Genomic DNA, 19,394 nt, shown 5'->3' with positions numbered 1-19,394 from the left:
TCATGATCATCGACTGCCATGGTCACTTCACCACGGCCCCGGCCGCGCTCGGGAAGTGGCGGGAACGGCAGATCAAGGCGTTCGAGGAGTCGGGCGCACGGGTGTCGCCCGCCGAACTCCGCATCACCGACGAGGAGATCCAGGCCGCCGTCGAGCAGGGGCAGCTGAAGCTGCAGCTGGAGCGCGGCACGGACCTCGCGCTCTTCTCCCCGGGCGCGGGGAAGATGGCCCACCACTACGGCGACGAGCAGACCAGCCTGGCCTGGTCCCAGGTCAGCAACGACCTGATCAGCCGGGTGTGCGGGCTGTTCCCGGACCGGTTCGTGGGGGTGTGCCAGCTCCCGCAGTCCCCAGGGGACGGCCTGGCCGCCTCGGTGCGCAACTCCGTCGCCGAGCTGGAGCGCTGCGTCGAGGAGCTGGGCTTCGTCGGCTGCCTGCTCAACCCCGACCCCTCGGACGGGTACTGGCAGGCGCCGCCGCTGACGGACAAGGTCTACTACCCGCTCTACGAGAAGATGGTGGAGCTGAACGTTCCCGCGATGGTCCATGTGGCGATGTCGCGGAACCCTGCCTTGCAGGGCACCTGCGCGCACTATCTGAACGGCGACACCGCGGTGTTCATGCAGCTGTGCATGTCGGATCTGTTCCGAGACTTCCCGACCCTGAAGTTCATCCTGCCGCACGGCGGCGGCGCGGTCCCGTACCACTGGGGCCGGTACCGGGGGGTCATGCAGGACCAGGGCCGGCCGCCGCTGGAGGAGTCGATCCTGCAGAACGTCTTCTTTGACACCTGCGTGTACCACCAGCGCGGGATGGAGCTGCTGGTGGACGTCATCCCCGTGGAGAACGTCCTGTTCGCCTCGGAGATGATCGGCGCCGTTCGCGGGGTGGACCCGGAGACCGGGCACCGGTTCGACGACACGAAGTACCTCCTGGACTCCATCGAGACGCTGAGCGACGCCGACCGGCAGGCAGTGTACGGGGGCAACGCGCTGCGGGCGTTCGGGCGACTGGAGGGCGTGCTGAAGTCCCGGGGCCGTGTGCCGGCCGAGGCGTGAGCCGGCTCTCGACGTACGTGACAAATCCGAAGGGGTACCGAAATTGAAGGCATATGAAGCGCTCGCCGAGGCGTTCGTCAAGGAGGGCACGAGCGACGTCTTCGGCATGATGGGCGACGCCAACATGCACTGGATGAACGCGCTCGCCCAGCGCGGGGTGCGACTGTACGAGGTGCGCCACGAGGGGTCGGGCCTGGGCATGGCCGACGGCTGGGCGCGCACGACCGGGCAGCCGGGCGTCGTCACGACGACCAGCGGACCGGGCGTCTCGCAACTGGCCACTTCCATGGTGTGCGCGAGCCGGGCACGAACCCCACTGGTCGCCTTCTGCGGCGAGACGGCCTGGGGCGACGAGGGTGCCACGCAGTACCTCGACCAGCGACGCTTCGCCGCCGCGATCGAGTGCGAATTCGTCCACCTCTCCCGGCCAGACCAGGCCGAGGAGGCGGTGCAGCGGGCCTTCTACCTGGCGCGGACCGAGTCCCGGCCGGTGATGCTGAGCGCCCCCATGGACATCCAGCAGGGGACGGTCGAGGACGCCGACGAGTACGTCCCCTCGACCGCACTCCTCGACCGCCCACGGCTGCTGCCGGACCCGTCCCGGATCGCGGCGGCCTGCGACATTATCGCGTTGAGCAAGCGCGTGGTGATCATCGCGGGGCGCGGGGCGCGCCGTGCGGGCGTCGGTGAGCAGATCCTCGGCCTTCAGCAGCGGACCGGTGCCCTGCTGGCCACCACGCTGCAGGCGAAGAACTGGCTGTGTGACCGCACCGAGTTCCACGTCGGGCTGTCCGGGCTGTTCGGCAGCAAGCTGGCGATGGAGCTGCTGCAGGAGGCCGACTGCGTGATCGGGGTCGGCGCCAGCCTGAACAGCTACACGACCGAGGCGGGGTACCTCTACCCGGACGCCAAGTACATACAGATCGACACCTCCCCGCACCTGGTGATGGGCAACGGCTCGGTGGCGGACTGCTACATCCAGGCCGATGCGGTCACCGGGGTCACCGAGCTCGACCGGGCCCTGGAGCAGCGGGCCGTAAGGATCGAGGGCTTCCACACCGAGGAGGTGCTGCACCGGCTGACCGAGCCGCTGCAGGCCCCGGCGGAGTACCTGAGCGAGCTGGGCCTGATCGACCCGCGCGAGGCGATCCGGGTCCTGGACGCCGAGCTCCCGGGCGAGATCGGGCTGGTGCTGGGCAGCGGCCACCAGGTCGACTTCGGCACCATGCTTTTCCAGCGGTCCCGGGAAGTGCTGTCCAACTACGGCATGTTCGGGGCCATCGGCCAGGCCCCGCTGCTGGCCATCGGCCAGGTCGTGGCCAACGGCGGCAAGCCCGGGTTCGTGGTGGAGGGCGACGCCAGCTTCCTGATGCACCTGCCGGAGTTCGAGACGGCCTGCCGGTACGAGCTGCCGCTCCTGGTCGTCGTCATGAACGACGAGGGACTGGGCGCCGAGTTCCACAAGTCGGCGGCCAAGGGCCTGGACCCGGAGCTCGCGCTGATCCCGACGCCGGAGCTGGGCCAGGTCGCGGTGGCGCTCGGCGGCGGCGGGGCCACGGTCCGGACGATCGAGGAACTTCGCGCGGCGCTGGCGGAGTACGTACGCGCCCCCCGGCCGACCGTGATCGACATCCGAATCACCCGCAGCGTGCTGAGCGTGCCCTACCGGCGGCTCCAGTACGGCGAGGACGTGTGACATGACATCACTCACGATCCTGCTGGGGGACTACCCGCACACCCGGCCGCTCAAGCACGGCACGACTCCGGTGGCGGGGGTCGACTGCCACTTCGCGGAGTCCGCCCCGCTCTACCCGGCCTTCGCCCGGATGGTCCGGAATCTGGAGTACGACGTCTGCGAGATGGCGTTGGCGACGTACCTGCAGGCCCGGGAGGCCGGCGTCCCGGTCACGCTGTTGCCGGTGGTCCTGATCGGGAACACCCACCACCAGTCGCTGACCCGCCTGCCGGATGGCGCGGACCTGTCGCCACGGCAACTTGTCGGACAGCGGGTCGGCGTGCGCTCCTACAGCCAGACCACTGGCATGTGGGTGCGCGGCATCCTGCGCGAGGAGTACGGGGTCGAGGCCTCGGACGTCACCTGGGTCACCACCGAGGAGCCCCATGTCGCGCAGTACCGCGAGCCGGCGTACGTGACGCGGTCCCCGGCCGGGCGGGTCGCGGACCTGCTGCTCGACGGGGACGTGGCGGCGGCCGTGCTCGGGCCGAGGGCGATCGGCGGCCAGGGCCAGGGGCTGGTCCCGGTCATCCCGGACGCGGAGGACGCCGGCCTCGCCTGGATCGAACGGCACGGCACCGTACCGGCCAACCACGTGGTCGTCGTGCGTGATGACGTGCTGCGCTCCGCCCCTGAGGCGGTGTGGGCGCTCTATAGCGCACTGAAGGGCGCGATCGCTGCCACCGCAGGGGAACGCGGCGACACCCCGGCCGGGCGCGCGGTCGCGGCCGGCTGGAAGCAGCCACTGGCCAAGTGCTTTGAGATAGCCGGGCGTTACGCCCTCGAGCAGAGACTCGTGCGCTCGCCGGTCGACGTCGGCGCGATCGAGAAGGAAGCGGCCCTCGTCAAGCAGCTAGGGGGGCAGCTATGACCGGACTGCGACACCGGGTCAACGACGGCACCCGGCGTCCCGCCGAGTGGACGCCGGCGCTGCTCGAGAAGGTTGAGTGGCGGCGGGAGGCGGCGGCGGAGCCCTTCCGCGGACTGGCCACGTCCGCGGGCGTGCGGCCGGGCCTGTTCCCGCTGCGCAGCACCGGCGTGGACGTCAGCGGGGTGCGCAAGGCGGCGGAGGACTATCTGGCCGCGCTCTCGCCGCAGGAGCTGGCGGAGGGCCGGTTCTCGATGGACGACGTGTCATGGCGGCACTGGTCGAACGGGGCGCGGTACTTCCTGCGCCACGGTCTGTGCCTGGAGGACTTCGACGAGGAGAAGCGGCTCCGGGTCCTCGCCATCCTTCGCCAGAGCCTCAGCCCGTATGGGTTCCAGCAGATTGTGGACCTGATGCACCTCAACTTGACGATCGGCGAGCTGCGCGGTGAGGAGCACCTGCTCCACGAGTGGCTGTACTGGTTCAGCCTCTACGGGGAGCCCGAGAACGGCGGGCCCTGGGGCTGGCAGCTGGACGGCCACCACGTGAACGTCAACTGCGTCTTCGTCGGGGACCAGATGATCCTCACGCCGACCTTCCTCGGCGCCGAGCCGGTGATCGCCGAGGGCGGGAAGTACGCGGGGACTGCGGCCTTCCGGCGTGAGGAGGCCGTGGGCCAGCAGCTGTTCCACAGCCTGACCGGCCGCCAGCGGGAGCTGGCGGTGATCGCGGAGGAGCTGCCGCGCGGCCTGTTCGTCGGCGCTTTCCGGGACAACTTCGAACTCAACTACGAGGGCCTGCCGCTCGGTGAACTGACGCCGGGTCAGCGCGCGATCGCCTCGGAGCTCATCGGCCTGTACGTCAACCGGGCTGGCGACGAGCACGCCCGGGTCCGCATGGAGGAGGTCCGCGCCCATGAGCCCGACACCTACTTCGCCTGGGTCGGCGACGGAAGCCCGGACGGGGTCTTCTACTACCGCATCCACAGCCCGGTGATCCTCGTCGAGTTCGAGCACCAGATAGGCGTGATGTTCGACAACGACGTGCCGTTGCGCAAGCACATCCACACCGTCGTCCGCACGCCGAACGGCAACGACTACGGAATCGACCTGCTGCGCCAGCACCACGAGCGGTTCCACCGGCAGGCCGCCGTGGATGCGGCGCAGCGGTCCTGACTGAGAAGGAGCACGGGATGAAGATGGTTCTGGGACGCGACGATCTCGCGGCCGCCGCGGCGTCGGCCGTCCGGGAGACCGGGACGGAGCTGGAGCGGCTCGATGTGCGGCCGGTGCATAAAGCCTCGCGGGGTTTCGTGAACCAGGCGTCCATGGACGTCTGCGAGCTTGCGGTCGTGACGTTGCTGCAGGCGGCCGCCTACGGGAAGCCGGTGGTGCTGCTCCCGATCACCACGCTCGGCCGCTTTCAGCACCAGACCCTGGTGACCTGCGGCGAGCTGACGGTCGGCGAGATCGAGGGCAGGAATGCCGGCGTCCGGTCGTGGAGCCAGACCACCGGGGTGTGGATGCGTGGCTTCCTCACCGAGCAGTACGGGGTCGACCTGCAGAAGGTGGACTGGGTGGTGTACGAGGACAGCCACGTTGAGGGGTACGAGGACCCGGCGTGGGTGAAGCGGGCGCCGGAGGGCTCCCGTCTGCAGGCGGACTTCCTCGAGGGCCGCCTCGATTTCGGGATCATGGGCAACGAGCTCCCGGCCGACGACCGCATCCGCACCGCCATCGCGGACGCGCACGAGGTCGCCGCGGAGTGGTCGCGCGGCAAGGGGTTCGCCCCGGTCAACCATGTCGTGGGCGTGAGCGAGGCGGCCGCGCGGGAGCACTCCGCCGCCGTCTGCGCCGCGTACGACGCGATGCGTGCCGTGGTCGCAGCTGCCCCGGCACCGGGTCCGGTGGACCTGAACCCGGTGGGCTTCGAGGCGCTGCGCGGCCCGGTCTCGCAGGCAGCGGCGTTCGCGCTGGAGCAGGGCGTGCTGCCGCGGCCGGTGGAGTTCGACGACCTGGTGGCGCGGTCCTGTGCGGCCCTGGGCGTGCCGCCGTCCCGGCTCGGAGGCTGAGGCACGGCGCCGCCCGCAAGACACTCGCAGGTTCGGATCGGAAGGCAGGGAATGGACAAGCTCACGGTGGCCCTCGGGGAGTACCCCCACGGGCAGGCACTGCTCGACGGCGACGTCGAGGTGGACGGGTACCGGATCGAGCCGGTGGAGGTCAGGCCGATCATCGGCGCCTACCGGCGGATGATCCGCGACCTCGAGTTCGACGTGTGCGAACTGGCGCCGGTGTCCTATCTGATGGCCCGCCAGGAGGGGGTGCCGCTCACCGCGATACCGGTGTTCCTCAACCGGCGCTTCCACCACGGTGACGTGCAGTGCGCCGCGCGCTCGGGCATCCGGGTGCCGCAGGACCTGGAGGGACGGCGGGTCGGCGTCCGCGCGTACTCGGTGAGCACCGGCGTGTGGGTGCGCGGCATCCTCCGCGACGAGTACGGCGTGGACATCGAGAAGATCACGTGGGTGGTGGACGACGACGACCACGTCGAGGGCCGCGCCCCGGCCAACGTCGAGCGGGTGACGGACGGGCGCTCCCTCGGCGAGCTGCTGCGGGCCGGGGAGATCGACGCCGCGTTCACCGGCAACGCCGGGACCGGGCGGGCCGGCGCGCCCCGGGCCGGCTGGACGGCGGCCGTCGACGCCCCGGCTGCCGCCGGCGACGGCGAGGGCCCCTACCCACTCTTTGCCGAGGTCGATTCTCTCGGCGCGGACTGGTACCTGCGTACCGGGATCTATCCGCTGCACTCGCTGGTCGCGCTCCGCTCCGACCTGGTCGAGCGGAACCCGGACCTGCCGACCGCGCTCTACACGGCGCTGGTCGAGAGCAAGCGCAGGCAGCTCGCCGCGGATCCGGAGTGGTCCGCACTTCCTCGATTCGCCCGGCAGGGGCGGCAGATCAACGGCGACCCCGTCCCGTACGGCATCCGGGTCAACGAACCGAGCTTGACCGCGATCGTGCGGTACTCCCAGGACCAGGGCCTGCTCGACCCGGACTTCTCCGCAGACCCGCAGGCGCTCTTCGCCGAAGGCGACTACCCGGACGCCTGAGCACCGGGCGTGGTTGTGAAACAGCTGACAAAGCAAGGGAGTTGGAACGTGGACGTGGTCGACGCGCACTGCCACATCATCTCGGAGGACCTGACCGCGTACCCGCGGGCGCCGCTCGGCGGGAAGCAGTCGGACTGGGCCTCGTCCCGGCCGGTGACCGCGGAGGGAATGGTCGGCCGCATGGACGAGACGGGCATCAGGCAGGCGGTCCTGGTGCAGGCCACCACGGCATACGGCTATGACAACTCGTACGTCCTGGACAGCTGCCGGCGCCTGCCCGGGCGGTTCGTCGCCGTGGGCACCGTCGATCCGCTGCGGCCGGACGCCGCCGCCGGCCTGGCGGCCGCGGTCGGCGACGGTGGCCTGGCCGGGGTACGGCTTTTCACCAGCGGCAGCACCATGCCGACCCAGGGCGAGTGGTTCGCCGCTCCCGAGACGTACGGGTTCTGGGAGAAGGCGGGGGAACTGGACATCCCCGTCTGCCTCCAGATGCGCCTCGGGGCCGCGACGAAGCAGCTGGAGTCGCTCCTGGAACGGTTCCCCGGCGTCCGGGTGCTCCTCGACCACATCGGCTACCCCGACATCGCCGCTTCGCCCGCGCGCGCCGGGAGCGAGGTGGCGGAGCTCGCCAGGCACCCGGGCCTGCACCTCAAGCTCACCCACCGGAACCTGGAGCGGCTGCGCGACGCCGGAACGGAGGCGGTCGACTTCCTCGAGCCCGTGGTCGAGGCATTCGGCGCCGAGCGGATCGCCTGGGGTTCGAACTGCCCGGCCGCCGAGCAGTCGCTGCCGAAACTGCTCCAGCTCGCCCAGGACGTCCTCGCGGTGCTGACGGTGGACGCCCGCGGGGAGATCTTCGCGGGCACGGCGCGGCGCCTGTACCCGGGGCTCGCCACAGCACAGGACTGAGTCGTCATCTCTCCCTACACATACAGGTGATCATGGTGGAAATCAGCGGCTACGACGACGTCGTGGATGTGGGCAGCACGTCGCCGACCCGGCACAGCCAGGCGTACGAAGGACTGCGCACGCTGCTGCTGTCGGGAAGCATGGCGCCGGGCACGCGGCTCACCGAGGCGGACCTGACCAGGATGTTCAACGTCTCCCGGAGCACCATGCGGGCGGTCCTGGTCCGGCTGACCCAGGAGGGCTACGTCACCAGCGAGGTCAATCGCGGGGTGCGGACGAGAAGTTTCTCGGTCGAGGAGGCCGCGGACATTCTGGAGGCGCGCGAGACGCTGGAATCCGCCCTGGCCGGCAAGGCCGCGGAGCGGGCGACAGCGGAGGAGATCCGCGAACTGCGCCGCACGCTGGAGGCGATGGAGGACTGCAAGTCCCGCGGGGACCAGGCGGGTTATTCGCAGGGGAACCGGAGATTCCACCAGCAGGTGAAAGAGGCCTCCCATCAGCAGACCCTGGCCCGGGCGTACGACACCCTGCTCTACCCGCTCGTGATGCGCCAGTACCGCAACGTCTCCGCGCAGCACCCGCGGGCCGGATCGCTCGAGGAGCACCAGGCCATTCTCCTGGCGATCGTCACCCGCAACCCGGAGGCGGCCGTCGCCGCGATGCGCCACCACGTCGCCTCCGCCCGGCAGGCGCTGATGCTCCGGTCGGCCCGCGACGAACACACCGAGTTATCCGCGCGGCCTGAGTTCCTCAGCTGATTGACGAATCATTCGCTACCGACCAGAGAGAGTCTTCATGCGCAATCCAGTGGAAACCGAATCGGGACTGGTGGAGGGCATCCCGGGCCGGGACCGCTCGCTCACCGTCTTCCGGGGCATCCCGTATGCGGCTCCCCCGGTCGGGGAGCTCCGCTGGCGGCCCCCCCAGCCGCCGGCGCCGTGGCCGGGCGTACGCAAGACCCAGAGCTTCGGCCCGATGTGCCCGCAGGCGCCGAACCCCGAGATCGCCGGCCTCGACCTGCCGATGAGCGAGGACTGCCTCTACCTCAACGTCTGGACGGGGGCGGACTCCGCCGAGGAGCGGCGACCGGTGCTGGTCTGGATCTACGGCGGCGGCTTCCGCGTGGGCACCGGCGCGAGCCCGCGCTACGACGGCGAGAACCTGGCGCGCAAGGGCCTGGTCGTGGTGACCTTCAACTACCGCCTGGGTGCCTTCGGATTCCTGGCCACGCCCGAGCTGAGCGAGGAGTCCGAGCACCACGCCTCCGGCAACTACGGGCTGCTCGACAGCGCCGCGGCCTTGCGGTGGGTGCAGGACAACATCGCGGGCTTCGGTGGCGACCCGGACCGGGTGACGATCGCAGGGCAGTCGGCCGGCGCGGGGTCGGTGAACTTCCTGGCCATGTCGCCGCTGACCAAGGGGCTCTTCCAGCGGGCCATCGCGCAGAGTCACGCCCGCTACTCCAAGGACCCCGAACTCCGGTACCTGGCAACGTCCTATCGGGCCCTGGCCGACGCCGAGCGCGCGGGCGCGCAGTACGCGCAGGAGCGCGGGGCGCGGTCGCTGGCCCACCTGCGATCGCTGCCCTGGCAGAAGCTGGTCGACGGGGACGCCATCGACGCCGCCGTCGAGACCTTGAGCTCGGCCAAGCCGCCGCTGTTCCGCCCGGTCGTCGACGGCTGGGTGATCCCCGGCGGCTACGAGGAGACCTACGCGAAGGGCCTGCAGAACGACGTCTGCTACATCGCCGGAAACAACCTCGACGAGAGCGGGGCGGTGCCGGAGAGCACGTTCGCGGCCTACCAGACGGCCGGGAAGAAGGCATTCCGGCCGGGCATGCCCCCGGTCCACGTGACGCTGGAGGACTATCGCGCCGCGGCCGAGCAGAAGTTCGGCCCGATGGCGGAGGAGTTCCTGCGGCTGTACCCGGCCGGCACGGACGACGAGGCGGCCCGGGCCAGCAACGCGGCGGTGCGCGACAACGCGCGGATCTCCACCTTCCTCTGGGCAGCGGACTGGGCCCGGCACGCCACCCACCCCGCGTACACCTACTTCTGGACCCACGCTTCTCCGGCGCAGGGGCAGAACCCCCGCCGCGCGTTCCACAGCTCCGAGATCGAGTTCGTGTTCGGCAACCTCGATCCCGGCAGCGCCGAGTGGACCGACGAGGACCGCGAGATAGCACAGATCATGTCCGGTTACTGGGCCAACTTCGTCGCCACCGGCGACCCCAACGGCCCCGAACTTCCGCACTGGCCGGCGTACTCGCCGGACTCGGATGCGGTGATGGAGGTCGGCGACGGCTTCGGGCTGATTCCCGTAGCAGAACCGTCCCGAATCGATTTCTGGAAGCGCTTCTTCAACACCCAGCAAGCATGGTGACAGGAGACCACCCCTTGAAACACCGCAACTCCCTCACGCTGGCGACTGCCCTGGCGCTCAGTTCGGCTCTGCTGACCGCTTGCGGCGGCTCCTCCTCCGCAGGCTCGGACGGGACCACCACGGTCACCGTCGGGGTCGGCGGCAACATCTTCGACACTCCCCTGAAGGTGGCCGACGCCAACGGCTATTTCAGCAAGCGCGGCATCAAGCTCAATTACGTGACCCTGACCTCGGCGACCGGCATCTCGACGCTCCAGTCAGGCTCCGTACAGTTCCTCACCACCAGCCCGAACGACCTGCTGTCCGCCATCGCCAAGAAGCTCCCGATGTCGGCGATCTCCGCCGTCGGTTTCGGTCAACCGCTCGGTCTCGTCGTCAGCACGAAGTTCGCCCAAGCACACGGGCTGACCTCCACGACCCCGGTGGCGCAGGTGGCCAAGGCGCTGGCCTCATCGACTCCCGGCTACAGCTCGCCCAACACCAAGGCTGAGGCAGGGATCTTCCTCAAGGCGTACGGCGTCGACCCCGAGAAGCTCAAGTGGGTGTCGCTGCCGAGCCCGGTCGCCGACCAAGCCGCGCTCAAGAACAACCAGATCGACTGGTTCATCACGTCCGAGCCGCTGCCGCTCCAGATCCAGCACTCCGGGGACGGCGTCGTGGTGGCCGACCCGCTGACCGTTCCGCAGTGGAACGCCAAGGCCTCCGGATACAGCCTGTTCGTCGTGGCGAAGACTAGTTACGCCGCACAGCACTCCGACGTCGCCAAGAAGTTCGTCGCCGCGATCCAGGACGCCACGAACTACATGGCCACCCACCCGGGGGACGCCACGGTGCTGGGCGTGGTCCAGAAGACGCTGCCGAACGTCCCGGCCGACGTGCTGAAGAACAGCCTTGAGCTGGTCGACTGGGCGCAGAGCGGCAAGATGTCCGACGCCGATTGGAGCACCACCATCGCGTTCCTCAACTCGCTGGGGACGATCAAGGACGGGGCGAAGATCACGTCGAGCAACTGGACCAACGAATACCTGCCGTGATGCGGTCAGCGACGACTGAGAAGGAGGAGACCATGGTGACTGCTACCGGAAACGCGGAGAGCAAGACCGAGGTCTCGACGACGCCCCGGCGAAACGGCGACCGGTGGCGGGGCATGGGCACCGTGGTGGCGCTCCGCATCGCGGTGATCGCGGTCACCGTGGGCCTCTGGCAGGGGCTGAGCGGGCCGGTCCTGCCGGAGTACGCGGTCAGTAAGCCCACCGAGGTCGCCAAGGCCTTGTGGACGTTCCTCGGCTCGTCGTCCGGGTGGACCGACATCCAGACGACGGCGTTCGAGGTGGGGGTGGGGTTCGGCATCGGGGTGGCGCTCGGGACGGTGGCCGGCCTGGTGCTCGGCTCTTTCAGCTTCGCCGGCCAGGTGCTGGAGCCTCTGATCGCGGCGGTCAACGGCATCCCCAAGATCGCTCTCGCCCCGCTGTTCCTGCTGTTCTTCGGCATCGGCGTCTGGTCGAAGATCGCCATTGCCGCTACCGGCGTGGCCTTCATCGTGTTCTACAACCTCTACCTCGGCCTGCGGCTGCGGGAGCGGGAACTCGTCCAGATCGTCCAGGTGATGGGCGGACGCAGGCACCACGTGCTCAGCTATGTGACGATTCCGACACTGGCCTCGCCGTTCTTCGCGGCGCTCAAGCTGGGCGGGCCGATGACCATCCTGGGCGTCATCGGCGGCGAGTTCATCGCATCTTCCAACGGCGTGGGCCACGAACTGTTCACCTCTGCCACGAACCTCGACGCTCCGGCCGAATTCGCCGGCCTGATCGTCCTCGTGGTCATGACGCTCATCCTGAACGGACTGCTGTCCTGGCTGGACAAGTTCGCTCTGAAGCACCTCGGTCTCGCCGCCCGCCGTCCGGCGGAGAAGCGGGCCTGAGTCTCGCGGGGTGCATCTCTTCAGTCCGAGGGCCGGCGAGCCTGTGCCGGTTGCACAACGCCGGCCCTCGGCTTTTGTCGTCGAGAAGGAAAGAGGTTGTCATCGATGTCGGATTCCAACGAGGCCATGACGGACGGAACGACCGGGCCGTCCCGCAGGGGAGTGCTGGGTGCGGTGGTGGCGGCCTCTGCCGCCGCGGCTGCCGTACCACTGCTCGCCGACATACCGACCGCGGAGGCGGCGGCGAAGGGGACACCGGAGCTCCTCTTCATCAGTACCTGGAAGGGTACCCAGATCTATGGGGCCAGGTTCGACTCCGATCGCGGGATCATGGCGCTGATCGGCCCCGTGGGTGAGGCCACCTCAAACTGGGCGACCATGCACCCGACCCGTCCGGTCCTCTACGTCGCCAGTGGAGAAGACGGCGGGACCGTCTACGTCTTCACGATCGATCGAGCGACCGGCGCGCTGAGCCAGAGCGGTGCGGTGAAGACGGATGCGGGGGGCACGGGCGGCGGCGGCCTGTCGTATATCGGCGTGGACAGGCCCTCGGACACGCTGTTGGTCGCGAACTTCGAGGCGGGCCTCGCCGCGACCCTCCCGATCGGGAAGGACGGGGGACTCGGCTCGCCGGTGTCCGTCATGAAGGACACGGGTTCCGGTCCTAACGCGCGGCAGGCAGGCCCGCACCCCCATGACGTGGTCATCGATCCAAGCGGCAGGTTCGCGCTGGTCGCGGATTTCGGCGCCGACCGCGTCTTCGTCTATGGCTTCGATCGCGCAACCCGCGCTCTGTCTTCTGACGGGATGACCCCTTACGCGACGCAGGCGGGCTCGGGTCCGCGGCGCATCGTGTTCCACCCCAACGGCCGGACCGTCTACCTGCTGAACGAGTTGACGGCGGACATCCAGACCCTTGACTGGAATCCGCGGGAGGGGCTGCTGACGCACCGCCAGAGCCTGTCCACTGATACGCCCGATTACGCGGGGACCAAGAGCGCCGCCGAGCTGGCAATGAGCCGCGATGGCCGCTTCGTCTATGCCTCAAATCGAGGTGAAAACACCCTGATCGTCTTTTCGGTCGACCAGAAAACCGGCCTGCTTGCGCTTGTCCAGCGAACCCCTTGCGGGGGTCAGAAGCCTTGGAGCTTCTCGATTCATCGGAGCGGGCGGTGGCTGCTCGTCGCAAACGAAGCGAGCAGCACCGTCAACCTTTTCAGTATCGACCGACGGTCTGGGAAGCTGACTGACACCGGAACGTCAATGCCCATTCCAAATCCCGACTGCATCACTTTCTGTTAGCGGCGAGGAGGGCGGTGCCGCCGCCGATGAGCAGGCCGGACAAGCCCACCCACTTGGTCGAATACGAGACCATGCTCCTCGGACGGCACAATCTGACCGCCCGCTCCCGGCGTGAGGGCGGCCTCCTGGATCGCAGCGCCTACATCCTGCTCAGCTGCATCCGGGTGGAGGGCCCGATGTCCATCCGCCAGCTCAGCGAGGCCTTCGGCCTGGACGCCTCCACCCTCAACCGGCAGACCGCCGCCATGCTCCGCGACGAACTGGTCGAACGCATCCCCGACCCCGACGGGGGCATCGCCCGCAAGTTCCGCATCACCGACGAAGGCGAGCCCGCCTCGACGACGAACGCGAGGCGATCGTCGGCGGCCTAGAGGAGATCATGGACGCCTGGACCCCCGAAGAGCGTCGCCTCCTCGCTTCCTTGGTCATCTTGGCCGACGACATCACCTGCCGGAGACAAGCTCGGCCAAGTGGTGCAGCGAGTTGGTGAGGTGGTCAGGGCCGAACGGCGGGAACTGGATGTACTCCCGTCTGAACTGCGGCACCGCCGACCAGTCGTAGGTGAGCGTGACCTCAGTCTCGGACGGACCGAGCGGCGCAAGGTCGTAACGCCAGATCCAGCCGCCGAACTCCAGGTGACCGTCGTCCTTCTCATACCCCGTCAGCCAGCCAATGGCGCGCGGCGGGTCGAGCACCTGGACCTTGTTGACCACCTGGTAGTCACCGTCTGGATGCTTGGCGTGATACATGTCCATCCGGAAAATCTGCCCCACCTCGGTCAGCGGCGCCTGGTCGACAGATTCGTTGACCCAGCCGGTGCCATCGATCGCGGAATGGGTCGTCGGGTCCGCCAGCACCGCGAACACCCTCGCGGCGGGCACGGCGACGGTCAGGGTGGCGCTCACGTTCTCCTGATTCATGGTGTGCTCCTTGGAAAGGATCAGGCGGACAGGCGGCGGGCGATGACCGGGACCACGATCGCGGCGGCGACCACGTGCGTCAGCATCAGCAGCACCTTCGTGGCCGCGGACGCGTCCGCGAGCACATCCGGTACCAGCGACAACGCGGTGAGCACCATCGTGGTGCGGACGAACGCCGTGCGCGGACGGCGGGCCGAGCGAGCCAGGACCAGGGCCAGCACCAGGCCCATCACGGAGAAGATGACGGTCAGCACGGCGAACCCGGACACCGGGATCGGCGCGCCGCCGACAACGAGGCTGATCCCGGCGAACTCACCCGCCGCGGCGACGGTCGCGGTCGCCGCGGCGGCGACGGCCGCGGCGGTCAGGCCACCGATGATCAGTGGCTTCGCGGGAGCGACGGTGATGGCGGACATCGTGTACCTCCGGTGAGTGGTGACCGGCTCGTTGCCGGCCTCTCACCTTGGCTACGAACGGGCTCGACGCCATTCGACATCCCCGCAGAAAAAATCAGAAGACCTACTGTCGCTCGACGACCACCGCCGGGGATTCGCCACGGCCATGGCCGTCCTGATCGCCGAGTTCAACGCCTACCTGGACCACGACGGCGCCAACCCGGTCGCCGACTCGGTCTCCTACCGGCAGGGCACCCTGTGGCTCAGCCCGGACGAGCTCACCGCCATGTTGGCCGACCTGCTCGCGGTACTGCGCAACCGGCTGGCCAACACGCCCGCACCCGGCCGCACGCCGTACCTCCTCAGCGCGATCTTGTTCCCTTCCCGGCAACCACCTCCGCACGGAACCGGCCGCTAGCCCACGAAGCTGACCCCAGCCCCGCCCCGACGTCGCCGAGGTAGGTGCTGTTCAAACGGCCGACAAACGCTGACACTCCTCAATGGCGAAACCAGGCAGCCGCACAGACGTCATGCCGCCTGTCCTTCTCGGCAGGCGGTGACCTGAACGGATCCGGCAGACATGGGTGAGAGGCCCGTGAAAGCATCGCGGCACTTCGGGCAAGAAGGGGCGTCCATCGTTCACCTGACTCAGCGGAGACGCCTGCATGGCCGTTCCACCTGACCTGGCCGACCCACCCGATCTGCGGGTGGACATCGAGCAGATCTTCAACGCGCACTTCACCGAGATCCACCGCTACATCGCCAGGCGGTTGTCCGACGACACCGCCGACGACCTGGCGGCCGAGGTGTTCCTGGCGGCCTATCGGGGCGGCTACGACGCCTCGCGTGGCGGGGTCCGTCCGTGGCTGTACGGCATCGCCACCCACCTCATCGCACGGCACCGCCGTACCGAGATCCGCAGATGGAAGGCGCTCAGCCGGATGGCCGGGCGCGCCGAGCGCAGCGACGAGGACGCCGCGCTGGCCCGCGTGGCCGCGGGCGAGCTGACCGGCAAGCTGGCGGGGGCGCTGGCCGGGCTCAACCGCGGGGACCGCGACGTCGTGCTGCTGAGCTCGCTGGGCGAACTCAGCCACGCCGAGGTCGCCGCCGCCCTTCAGATCCCGGCGGGGACGGTCGCCTCCCGGCTCAACCGGGCGCGCAAGCAGCTCCGCAAGGCACTCGGCGACGTCAACCCTTTGGAGGAGACCCATGGATGAGCTGCGCCTCCTGGCGAGATCACTGCCGGACGCTCCGCCACCCTCGGCGGAGGTGGTCAAGCAGGCCCACGCCCGGCTGTCCGCCGCCCAGCAGGAGCCGGTACGGCCAGGCAGAGCGCATCGGCGCGGCCTCGTCTGGGGATGGACCCTCGGAGCGGCCGCGGCCACGGTCGCCATCGTCATGGCCGTCGTCACGCTGGTGTCGAACGTGATCGCCGCGCCCACGCCGATGCTCGTGCCGGCCAGCGGCAACGATGTCCTGCTCCGGCTGGCGGACCTGGTCGCGAAACAGCCGGACGAGGGCGGCGCCTACTGGCGTAGGCCACTGCTCAACAATGGGCTGACAAGGGTCCGGGCGGGCGGCGAGACGTTCAATGTCCTCATCTCGTCGCGGATCGACCTTTGGCAGCCGCGCGATCCCCACGACCCGGTCCAGGCGGAGCAGCGGCAGCAGTTCGTCCGTCCCGCGACCAAGGCCGACGAGCGCGCGTGGCGGACGGCGGGTTCTCCGGTGACGGTCCAGCGAGTGTGCACGCCGGGCACCTCCGCGGGCGACTGCAGGAAGATCCGGTTGCGGTCCAAGCCCTCGCAGTGCGTGTACACACGCGCGGCCAAGCCCAGCGGCGTGCTCGGTGATTCACGATTGGATGAACTCACGCTCGCCGACCTCGCGGCGCTGCCCAGCGACCCCGGACAGCTCCGGGAGAAACTGCGAACCTTCTGGGAAGCCCGTAAGGACAGCCGATCCAAGACCAGCTTCGAGGCGTTTCTCGCCACCTCCTCCGTTCTGCTGGAGCTCCCGGTCAGGCCCGCGGTCAGGGCAGCCGCCCTGCGTCTCCTCGCCGGACTGCCGACGACCAAGGTGCACGGCTCGATCGTCGATCCGCTGGGACGTCCGGGCATCGAGGTCACCTTCATCAAGAGCGAGGGTTTCGCCGGTGAGTTCGGCACCGACGACGAGGTGGCGCAGCGGTTCGCCACCGTCCTCGACCCGCGGACCGGGACCGTTCTGGCGGCTAATGTCGCGATCGCGGCCGAGAGCGCGGAGGGGCTCGCCAAGGGGACGTTCATGGACTATCAGGCATGGGCAGCTGAGGCCGGCTGGACCAGCGACCGTCCCGAGCGCCCGAGCGGCTGCCGGCTCAGCAACCGTCAGCTCTCGTGACAGGCCCCGCCATGGGCGATCGTGCCCTGCGGCGATGCGGTCATCGCCCGGGGACCTGACCTCGACGCCGGAACACACCGGTCACGACTCCAGGAAGCGGAGCACGGCCAGCACGCGGCGGCTGTAGCCGGTCTGGTGTGAGAGATGGAGCTTGTCGAACAGTGAGTTGACGTGCTTTTCCACGGCGCTCTGCGACACGTGCATGGCCTGGGCGATCGAGGCGTTGGTCAGTCCCTGGGCCATGCGTTCGAGGACGTCGCGCTCGCGCGGGGTGAGCCGGGCCAGCGGATCGATCTGGGTGGTGCGGGCCAGCAACTGGCGTACGACCTCCGGATCGAACGCCGCTCCCCCGGCGCCCACCCGGTCGAGCGCGTCGAGGAAGTCGGCCACCTGCGCCACCCGGTCTTTCAGCAGATATCCGACACCTTCCACATCACCGCTCATCAGCTCTGTCGCGTACTTCTTCTCCACGTACTGCGACAGGACCAGCACCTTGACGGTGGGCCAGCGTCGCCTGATCTCCAGCGCGGCGCGCAGGCCCTCGTCGGTGTGGGTCGGCGGCATCCGTACGTCGACCACCACGATGTCGGGCCCGTGGGCGGCCACCGCCTCGACCAGGGCGGGACCGTCGCCCACGGCGGCGGGCACCTCGTGGCCCTCCTCCACGAGCAGCCGTAGCAGGCCCTCGCGCAGCAGCGTCGAGTCTTCGGCCAGGATCACCCGCACGGCAGCTCCGCCACGATCGTCGTCGGGCCGCCCGCCGGGCTGACCAGCTGGAATCCGCCGTCGAGTGCCGCTACCCGGCGCGCCAGCCCCGACAGGCCGCTGCCCGAGGCGGTCGCGCCGCCCCGGCCGTCATCGATGACCCGCACGACGATCATTGTGCCCTCCCGGTGCACGTCAACGGTGATGAGTGTGGCTCCCGCGTGCTTGGCGGCGTTGGTCACCGCCTCGCAGACGACGAAGTAGGCGGCCGTCTCCACCCCCATCGGCGGGCGCGCGGCCAGGTCGCAGGAGACCTTGACCGGCACGCTCGATCGCTCGGCCACCCCCGCCAGCGCCTCGCCGAGGCCAAGGGAGTCGAGGCCGCTCGGGTAGACCCGCCAAGCCACCTCGCGCAGCTCGGCCAGCGCCTGCTGCGCCTCCTCGTGCGCCTGGTCCAGCAGCTCGGGACGGCCGCGCCGGGATCGGCCGATCAGCATCGACAGGGCGACCAGGCGCTGCTGGAGGCCGTCGTGCAGGTCGCGTTCGATCCGGCGGCGCTCTGAGTCGACCGCCGCCACGATCCCGGCCCGGCTCTCGGCCAGCTCGACGATCCTGCGCTCGAGTCTCTCGGTCGGGTCGGGGCCGAGCACGCGGCGGGCCAGCCGCTGCTCGAGCGCGTGTACGCCCACCACGCCCGAGAGGGTCAGGAAGAGCAGCAGCAGCCCGATCGTGGCGAAATAGATGAGGATCGGCCAGGTGGGCTCGATGTCGTCGAAGGTGCCTCCGGTCCCCCAGGCCCAGGTGACGCGGACCCCCGTTACCACTCCGATCAGCAGCAGCCCCACCACCAGCCCGCCCAGCACCCCGACCGGAACGCGCAGCGCGAGATAGCGCGTGGCCCGCCCGCCCACGTCGAAGTCCGCCGGGTCGAGGCGCAGTCGCCGCGTCTCCAGCAGGACCAGCCGCCTGGCCATCGCCCGCGTGTTGGGATAGCCCAGGAAAGGCAGCGCCACCAGCAGGAACGCCAGATCGGCCAGGGCGGTGGCCGCGCCCAGCGACACCGCCACCAGCAGCCGCAGCCCCTCAGCGACGGGACGCATGTCGTCCCTTGCGTCGCTCGGCCACTCGTACCCCGATGAAGACGAGCACCGCCAGCACGACCACGCCGATCACCACGTTCGTGCCGACTCCCACGTAGGCCTCCACCAGCGACCAGTTCTCGCCGAGGTAGTAGCCGGCGAGCACAAAGATGGAGTTCCAGATGAGGCTGCCGGCGGTTGTGAGCAAAGTGAAGGTGAGCAGCGGCATCCGCTCCACCCCTGCCGGGATGGAGATGAGGCTGCGGAAAATGGGGATCATCCGCCCGAAGAACACCGTCTTCTTGCCGTGCTTGAGGAACCACGCCTCGGTCTTCTCGATGTCGGAGACCTTCACCAGCGGCAGCTTGGCGGCGATCGCCAGCGTGCGGCGGCGGCCGAGCAGCGCACCCACCCAGTAGAGCGCCAGCGCCCCGAACACCGACCCCGCCGTGGTCCACACCAGCACGTCGAGCAGGTCCATCTCGCCCCTGCTCGCGGTGAACCCCGACAGCGGCAGGATCACCTCGCTCGGCAGCGGTGGGAACAGGTTTTCCAGCGCGATCGCCAGGCCCGCCCCGGGGGCGCCCAGAGTCTCCATCAGTGCGATGAGCCAATCAGTCATG

The 19,394-nt window shown here is 69.4% G+C and carries 21 protein-coding genes; 16 read left to right on the top strand and 5 right to left on the bottom strand.

What is annotated here, in order from left to right; genetic code table 11:
• The first annotated feature begins 2 nt into the window (after nt 1–2).
• The 13 genes from KLK06_RS05365 (at nt 3) to KLK06_RS62220 (ending at nt 13,661) form a co-directional block, all read left to right on the top strand.
• On the top strand, nt 3–1,058 hold the full coding sequence (locus KLK06_RS05365; protein ID WP_214634174.1) for an amidohydrolase family protein: 1,056 nt from the start codon (nt 3–5) through the stop codon (nt 1,056–1,058).
• 43 nt (nt 1,059–1,101) lie between these two features.
• Nucleotides 1,102–2,754 (top strand): thiamine pyrophosphate-binding protein, encoded by a 1,653-nt coding sequence (locus KLK06_RS05360; RefSeq protein WP_214634173.1) that lies wholly within the window; start codon nt 1,102–1,104, stop codon nt 2,752–2,754.
• Nucleotide 2,755: 1 nt separating this feature from the next.
• Nucleotides 2,756–3,664, top strand: coding sequence for a hypothetical protein (locus KLK06_RS05355; protein ID WP_214634172.1), 909 nt, complete (start codon nt 2,756–2,758; stop codon nt 3,662–3,664).
• Nucleotides 3,661–4,836 carry a DUF3500 domain-containing protein gene (locus KLK06_RS05350; RefSeq protein WP_214634171.1) on the top strand — a complete coding sequence of 392 codons (1,176 nt, stop codon included), beginning with the start codon at nt 3,661–3,663 and terminating at the stop codon, nt 4,834–4,836. The genes KLK06_RS05355 and KLK06_RS05350 overlap by 4 nt, the downstream gene beginning before the upstream one ends.
• A gap of 17 nt (nt 4,837–4,853) precedes the next feature.
• Nucleotides 4,854–5,732: a hypothetical protein gene (locus KLK06_RS05345; RefSeq protein WP_214634170.1), complete on the top strand. Its 879-nt coding sequence runs from the start codon at nt 4,854–4,856 to the stop codon at nt 5,730–5,732.
• 51 nt (nt 5,733–5,783) lie between these two features.
• On the top strand, nt 5,784–6,773 hold the full coding sequence (locus KLK06_RS05340; RefSeq protein ID WP_214634169.1) for an ABC transporter substrate-binding protein: 990 nt from the start codon (nt 5,784–5,786) through the stop codon (nt 6,771–6,773).
• 48 nt (nt 6,774–6,821) lie between these two features.
• Complete coding sequence (locus tag KLK06_RS05335) at nt 6,822–7,682, top strand: amidohydrolase (protein WP_214634168.1); 861 nt, start codon at nt 6,822–6,824, stop codon at nt 7,680–7,682.
• Between the two features lie 32 nt (nt 7,683–7,714).
• Entirely contained in the window at nt 7,715–8,440 is a 726-nt protein-coding gene (locus tag KLK06_RS05330) for a GntR family transcriptional regulator (protein ID WP_214634167.1), read from the top strand.
• A gap of 37 nt (nt 8,441–8,477) precedes the next feature.
• The gene (locus KLK06_RS05325; RefSeq protein WP_214634166.1) at nt 8,478–10,064 is read left to right on the top strand and encodes a carboxylesterase/lipase family protein; all 1,587 of its coding nucleotides are present in this window, start codon (nt 8,478–8,480) and stop codon (nt 10,062–10,064) included.
• Nucleotides 10,065–10,078: 14 nt separating this feature from the next.
• Nucleotides 10,079–11,098 carry an ABC transporter substrate-binding protein gene (locus KLK06_RS05320; protein ID WP_214634165.1) on the top strand — a complete coding sequence of 340 codons (1,020 nt, stop codon included), beginning with the start codon at nt 10,079–10,081 and terminating at the stop codon, nt 11,096–11,098.
• Between the two features lie 32 nt (nt 11,099–11,130).
• Nucleotides 11,131–11,988 (top strand): ABC transporter permease, encoded by an 858-nt coding sequence (locus KLK06_RS05315; protein ID WP_214634164.1) that lies wholly within the window; start codon nt 11,131–11,133, stop codon nt 11,986–11,988.
• A gap of 105 nt (nt 11,989–12,093) precedes the next feature.
• Nucleotides 12,094–13,290 carry a lactonase family protein gene (locus KLK06_RS05310; RefSeq protein ID WP_214634163.1) on the top strand — a complete coding sequence of 399 codons (1,197 nt, stop codon included), beginning with the start codon at nt 12,094–12,096 and terminating at the stop codon, nt 13,288–13,290.
• A gap of 14 nt (nt 13,291–13,304) precedes the next feature.
• Nucleotides 13,305–13,661, top strand: a complete 357-nt coding sequence (locus KLK06_RS62220; RefSeq protein WP_308168109.1) for a MarR family transcriptional regulator — start codon at nt 13,305–13,307, stop codon at nt 13,659–13,661.
• A 72-nt stretch (nt 13,662–13,733) separates the two neighbouring features.
• On the opposite strand, the gene KLK06_RS05300 is transcribed toward KLK06_RS62220, so the two are convergent.
• Together KLK06_RS05300 and KLK06_RS05295 are read right to left on the bottom strand one after the other, a co-directional pair.
• A complete protein-coding gene (locus tag KLK06_RS05300; RefSeq protein WP_214634162.1) occupies nt 13,734–14,210 on the bottom strand; it encodes an SRPBCC family protein in 477 nt (158 codons plus the stop codon).
• Between the two features lie 20 nt (nt 14,211–14,230).
• Nucleotides 14,231–14,626, bottom strand: coding sequence for a DUF6069 family protein (locus KLK06_RS05295; protein ID WP_214634161.1), 396 nt, complete (start codon nt 14,624–14,626; stop codon nt 14,231–14,233).
• 145 nt (nt 14,627–14,771) lie between these two features.
• Here KLK06_RS05295 and KLK06_RS05290 point away from each other — a divergent pair, with 145 nt between their 5' ends.
• The 3 genes from KLK06_RS05290 to KLK06_RS05280 all read left to right on the top strand — a co-directional run bounded on the left by KLK06_RS05290 (nt 14,772) and on the right by KLK06_RS05280 (nt 16,987).
• Nucleotides 14,772–15,023, top strand: a complete 252-nt coding sequence (locus KLK06_RS05290; RefSeq protein WP_214634160.1) for a hypothetical protein — start codon at nt 14,772–14,774, stop codon at nt 15,021–15,023.
• Between the two features lie 247 nt (nt 15,024–15,270).
• Complete coding sequence (locus KLK06_RS05285) at nt 15,271–15,822, top strand: RNA polymerase sigma factor (RefSeq protein ID WP_214634159.1); 552 nt, start codon at nt 15,271–15,273, stop codon at nt 15,820–15,822.
• Nucleotides 15,815–16,987 carry a CU044_5270 family protein gene (locus KLK06_RS05280; RefSeq protein ID WP_214634158.1) on the top strand — a complete coding sequence of 391 codons (1,173 nt, stop codon included), beginning with the start codon at nt 15,815–15,817 and terminating at the stop codon, nt 16,985–16,987. Before KLK06_RS05285 ends, KLK06_RS05280 begins: the two co-directional genes overlap by 8 nt.
• Nucleotides 16,988–17,068: 81 nt before the next feature.
• On the opposite strand, the gene KLK06_RS05275 is transcribed toward KLK06_RS05280, so the two are convergent.
• From KLK06_RS05275 to KLK06_RS05265, 3 genes are read right to left on the bottom strand one after another with little or no spacing between them, the layout of a single operon-like run.
• Nucleotides 17,069–17,713: a response regulator transcription factor gene (locus KLK06_RS05275; RefSeq protein ID WP_214634157.1), complete on the bottom strand. Its 645-nt coding sequence runs from the start codon at nt 17,711–17,713 to the stop codon at nt 17,069–17,071.
• Nucleotides 17,704–18,792 (bottom strand): sensor histidine kinase, encoded by a 1,089-nt coding sequence (locus KLK06_RS05270; RefSeq protein WP_214634156.1) that lies wholly within the window; start codon nt 18,790–18,792, stop codon nt 17,704–17,706. Before KLK06_RS05270 ends, KLK06_RS05275 begins: the two co-directional genes overlap by 10 nt.
• Entirely contained in the window at nt 18,776–19,393 is a 618-nt protein-coding gene (locus KLK06_RS05265) for a DedA family protein (protein WP_214634155.1), read from the bottom strand. Before KLK06_RS05265 ends, KLK06_RS05270 begins: the two co-directional genes overlap by 17 nt.
• Between the last annotated feature and the right edge of the window lies 1 nt (nt 19,394).

Origin of the sequence: Nonomuraea sp. NEAU-A123, assembly GCF_018603905.1 — a bacterium.
Classification (GTDB): domain Bacteria; phylum Actinomycetota; class Actinomycetes; order Streptosporangiales; family Streptosporangiaceae; genus Nonomuraea.
This window is presented reverse-complemented; position numbering and strand designations above follow the sequence as displayed.

Excerpts from the sequence above, each read along its gene's own strand:
- KLK06_RS05365 (WP_214634174.1), top strand. The coding sequence starts at position 3 with ATGATCATCGACTGCCATGGTCACTTCACCACGGCCCCGGCCGCGCTC.
- KLK06_RS05355 (WP_214634172.1), top strand. The coding sequence starts at position 2,756 with ATGACATCACTCACGATCCTGCTGGGGGACTACCCGCACACCCGGCCG.
- KLK06_RS05350 (WP_214634171.1), top strand. The coding sequence starts at position 3,661 with ATGACCGGACTGCGACACCGGGTCAACGACGGCACCCGGCGTCCCGCC.
- KLK06_RS05345 (WP_214634170.1), top strand. The coding sequence starts at position 4,854 with ATGAAGATGGTTCTGGGACGCGACGATCTCGCGGCCGCCGCGGCGTCG.
- KLK06_RS05340 (WP_214634169.1), top strand. The coding sequence starts at position 5,784 with ATGGACAAGCTCACGGTGGCCCTCGGGGAGTACCCCCACGGGCAGGCA.
- KLK06_RS05330 (WP_214634167.1), top strand. The coding sequence starts at position 7,715 with ATGGTGGAAATCAGCGGCTACGACGACGTCGTGGATGTGGGCAGCACG.
- KLK06_RS05325 (WP_214634166.1), top strand. The coding sequence starts at position 8,478 with ATGCGCAATCCAGTGGAAACCGAATCGGGACTGGTGGAGGGCATCCCG.
- KLK06_RS05315 (WP_214634164.1), top strand. The coding sequence starts at position 11,131 with ATGGTGACTGCTACCGGAAACGCGGAGAGCAAGACCGAGGTCTCGACG.
- KLK06_RS05310 (WP_214634163.1), top strand. The coding sequence starts at position 12,094 with ATGTCGGATTCCAACGAGGCCATGACGGACGGAACGACCGGGCCGTCC.
- KLK06_RS05300 (WP_214634162.1), bottom strand. The coding sequence starts at position 14,210 with ATGAATCAGGAGAACGTGAGCGCCACCCTGACCGTCGCCGTGCCCGCC.
- KLK06_RS05295 (WP_214634161.1), bottom strand. The coding sequence starts at position 14,626 with ATGTCCGCCATCACCGTCGCTCCCGCGAAGCCACTGATCATCGGTGGC.
- KLK06_RS05290 (WP_214634160.1), top strand. The coding sequence starts at position 14,772 with ATGGCCGTCCTGATCGCCGAGTTCAACGCCTACCTGGACCACGACGGC.
- KLK06_RS05285 (WP_214634159.1), top strand. The coding sequence starts at position 15,271 with ATGGCCGTTCCACCTGACCTGGCCGACCCACCCGATCTGCGGGTGGAC.
- KLK06_RS05280 (WP_214634158.1), top strand. The coding sequence starts at position 15,815 with ATGGATGAGCTGCGCCTCCTGGCGAGATCACTGCCGGACGCTCCGCCA.
- KLK06_RS05270 (WP_214634156.1), bottom strand. The coding sequence starts at position 18,792 with ATGCGTCCCGTCGCTGAGGGGCTGCGGCTGCTGGTGGCGGTGTCGCTG.
- KLK06_RS05265 (WP_214634155.1), bottom strand. The coding sequence starts at position 19,393 with ATGACTGATTGGCTCATCGCACTGATGGAGACTCTGGGCGCCCCCGGG.